This is a genomic window from Wolbachia endosymbiont of Cardiocondyla obscurior (assembly GCF_902713635.1).
Taxonomy (GTDB): domain Bacteria; phylum Pseudomonadota; class Alphaproteobacteria; order Rickettsiales; family Anaplasmataceae; genus Wolbachia; species Wolbachia pipientis.
Genome location: NZ_CACTIU010000110.1, coordinates 1 through 1,369, shown reverse-complemented (window position 1 = coordinate 1,369; position 1,369 = coordinate 1). Strand labels below are relative to the sequence as shown.

The following is a 1,369-nucleotide window of genomic DNA, read 5'->3' as shown; positions in this document are numbered from 1 at the left end:
AACCATACGCGTCAAGTTAAGGAAAAGTGTAAGTAAAGTTGATAGAGTGAAGGAAAATAATAAGGTATAAATTCTCTTGGATATATGAATGAGAGAACTTACAATGGACAGAATAGCTTGCTTATCAAAAGACCTCAATGAATTCTTTAATGAAAAAGCAGACGAAATATCAATTGCAGTAGGTTTTATAAAAAGAAAGAGAAAACTTAATGGCTCATCATTCATAAAAGCTATGGTTTTTGGTAACATAGGAGTTGATGATTGCAGCATAGAAACAATGTGCCAATTGCTAAATGAAGACTCGATAGAAATTACAAAACAGGGTTTAGATTTTAGGTTTAGTGAAGAAGCAGTTGAGTTCATGAAAAAAATGTATAACGAAGCTTTGTGTTTATTTAAAAAAAGTCTACAGATTGATTGCAAAATTTTACAGCAATTTGGAAGCGTTAAATTATTGGATAGCAGCTACATTAGCCTGCCCAGTAGCATGGAAGATATGTACAAAGGATATGGCAGTAGCTATAGAGATTGTGAGAATAATACCAAATCAGGAATAAAGCTACAGTTAGTCTTTGATTACCTGAATCAAGCGCTAGATAAGTTAAATTTTATGGAAGGAATAAGGTCGGATCAAGGTTATAGGGATTATCTGAACGGTTTATCAGCCAATGATTTGCTAATATTTGACTTGGGCTACTTTGTGCCTAGTTCTTTTAAACAGATTGATGAAGCAGGTGCATATTTTGTTAGTCGTTATAAGTCTGATACCAATATATATGATATAGAAACAAATCAAAAAATAGAGCTATTGGAGTATTTAGAAGGTCAATTATCTTCAGAAAAAGAAGTATTATTAGGAAAGGAAGTATTATTAGGAAAGGAAGTAAAAATTAAGGTAAGAATTATATGTCAAAAGCTAACTGAAGAACAGTCTATGGCTAGAAGAAGAAAGGCTAATAAATTAGCAAAGTCACATGGATATACATCTTCTCAAAAGAATCAAAAGTTATTAGATTGGTCAATATTTATAACTAATGTTCCAGAGAGTAAAATTAATGCTGAACAAATATTGACGGTTTATAGAGTAAGATGGCAAATCGAATTACTATTTAAACTATATAAAAGTCATATCAATCTTGATAAACTAAAAGGAAAGACAAATCCATTTAGAGTATTGTGCGAGCTATACGCAAAATTATGTGCTATTCTCGTATTTCACGAAATGGTTGGCTGTGTAAAACTAAAAAAGAACACGGAGCTCAGTTTAACAAAGGCATTTATTGAATTGAAAAGGCGGGTTAGAGAGCTCTTTTTGATATTAAACAATATTGTCAATAATTTAAAAATTTTTCTAAAAAAGCTTACTATA

1 protein-coding gene is annotated in these 1,369 nt (G+C 30.9%); it reads left to right on the top strand.

All coding sequences use genetic code 11. The features are described 5' to 3' along the window. Nucleotides 1-103 precede the first annotated feature (103 nt). On the top strand, nt 104-1,369 hold a 1,266-nt coding region (locus WOCAOBSORBRA_RS05975; RefSeq protein ID WP_174516152.1), incomplete at its 3' end, for an IS4 family transposase.